The organism is Lapillicoccus sp. (assembly GCF_025353065.1).
Lineage (GTDB): Bacteria > Actinomycetota > Actinomycetes > Actinomycetales > Dermatophilaceae > Lapillicoccus.
The window spans coordinates 1-2218 of sequence record NZ_JANXRJ010000133.1; the positions used below are offsets into that span (position 1 = coordinate 1).

Consider the following 2218-nt stretch of genomic DNA (forward strand, 5'->3'; position numbering starts at 1 on the left):
CTGCCACCTCCCGCGCGCGGCGACGGCCGACTGAGGCGGCTGGGCGCGCCCGGTCAGCGGGTGGGCTGGAGCTCCCGAGCCTCCTCGACGGGCGGGACGGCGTGGTCGGTGCCGACCGCGAGCATCCGCTCGTCGAACGGGTCCTGACCCGACAGCACCCGGTCGACCTGGGCCCGGTCGATCGTCTTGGTCCACGTCCCGATCAGGACGCAGGCGATCGAGTTGCCCGCGAAGTTGGTCAGGGCGCGGGCCTCGGACATGAAGCGGTCGATGCCGACGATGAACCCGACCCCGTCGACGAGGTCGGGACGGTGGCTCTGCAGCCCCCCGGCCAGCGTCGCGAGACCTGCGCCCGAGACCCCGGCCGCACCCTTCGAGGCGATGATCATGAAGACGAGCAGGGAGATCTGCTCGCCGATGCTGAACGGCTTCTGGAGGGCCTCGGCGATGAAGAGCGAAGCCATCGTCAGATAGATCGCGGTGCCGTCGAGGTTGAACGAGTAGCCGGTCGGGATCGTGATGCCGACCGTCGACCGCTCGATGCCGAGGTGCTCCATCTTCGCAATGACCCGGGGCAGCGCCGACTCGGAGGAGGACGTCGAGAGGATGAGGAGGAACTCGCGGGCGAGATACGTGAAGAGCCGGAAGACGTTGATACCGGTGAAGGCTCGCAGGATGGTGCCGAGCACGCCGAAGACGAAGATGGCACAGGTGATGTAGAAGGCGAGCATGAGCAGGCCGAGGCTCTTCAGGGCGTCGACACCGGTGGCGCCGATGATCGCGGCCATGGCCCCGAAGGCCCCGATCGGGGCGACCCACATGACCATCGACATGACCCGGAAGACGAGGTTCTCGAGGTGCTTGACCCCGGCGAGGATCGGCTCGCCCTGCTTGCCCATCATCTGCAGGGCGAAGCCGACGAGCAGCGCGACCAGCAGGGTCTGGAGGACCGAGCCCTCGGTCAGCGACGAGACGAGGGTCTTGGGGATCATCCCGAGCAGGAAGTCCGAGGTGGACTCACTGGCCCCGCCGACCTGGCTCTGTCCGCTCTTGGCGATCGTCGCGGTGAGGCGAAGGCTCTCGCCGGGCTTGATGATGTTGCCGACCACGAGACCGATGGCCAGGGCGAAGGTCGGCATGGTGATGAAGTAGCCGAGGGCGAGGCCGCCGATCTTGCCGACGCTCGTCGCTTTCCGGACCGACCCGATGCCGAGGACGATGGTGCAGAAGATGATCGGCGAGATCATCATCTTGATGAGGTTGACGAACAGGGTGCCCAGCCACTTCAGCTGAACGGCGAAGCTGGGGAAGAGGAAGCCGACGACGATGCCGAGGGCCACGGCGACGAGGACCCCGATGTAGAGGTACTGCGACTTGTCCTTCCGGGCCGTTTGCTTCTGGCCCGTTTCCTTCTGGCCCGGGGTCGGCGTCGCGGGGGGCGTGGTGGAGGCGGACACATGTGCTCCTTTGCAGATGTGGCCTGCCGCGTGAGGGACCGGGAGTCGGGTGGCGGCAGGGGCGTGCACTCCGAAGGGTGACGTCCCCTCGCCTTCCGGTCACCGTTGTGTTCATAGTGTTCGCGTGCACCACCCATCCCTGCCACTCCGCTCGCGCCCGTGAAGGGCCCGGGGGATCCGCGACGCTGGGCGCTCGCGACCCAGATCCTCGCGCTGCAGTTCGTCGTCGCCGCCATCGTCGTGGCCGGCGGTCTCGCGGCGGCATACCTCCAGGCGCGGAGCGCCACCGAGGAGGAGGCCCGGCAGCGGGTGCTCGCCATCGCGCACACCCTCGCGACCGACCCCGCGGTGCTCGCCGCGGCGGCCGACCCGACGACGGCGACGGGCCGGCTGCAGCCCTACGTCGAGCGGGTGCGAGGGTCGACCTCGACCGACTTCATCGTCGTCATGAGCCGCGACGGGGTCCGTTGGACCCACCCTGATCCGGGCCAGATCGGCAAGGTCTTCATCGGTCACATCGAGGGGGCGCAGCAGGGGCAGGACGTGATCGAGAACTACGTCGGCACCCTCGGGCCCTCCTCTCGCGCGGTCGTGCCCGTGTTTCGTGATGGCAACCGTACCCAGCCCGTCATCGCCCTCGTCTCGGTCGGCATCGCGCTCTCGGCGGTGAGCAACCAGGTGGCGGCGCAGGTGCCGGGCCTGGCCGTCGCGGCTCTCGTCGCCGCGCTGATCGCCGGTGTCGGGACGTGGCTCGTCGCCCG

1 protein-coding gene and 1 pseudogene are annotated in these 2218 nt (G+C 68.8%); one reads left to right on the forward strand and one right to left on the reverse strand.

Annotated features, from left to right (window positions below; all coding sequences use genetic code 11):
* Positions 1-53: 53 nt before the first annotated feature.
* Positions 54-1358, reverse strand: a complete 1305-nt coding sequence (locus tag Q0R63_RS10680; protein WP_295697093.1) for a cation:dicarboxylase symporter family transporter — start codon at positions 1356-1358, stop codon at positions 54-56.
* A gap of 258 nt (positions 1359-1616) precedes the next feature.
* Here Q0R63_RS10680 and Q0R63_RS10685 point away from each other — a divergent pair.
* Positions 1617-2218: pseudogene (locus Q0R63_RS10685) on the forward strand (sensor histidine kinase); the annotation flags it as partial.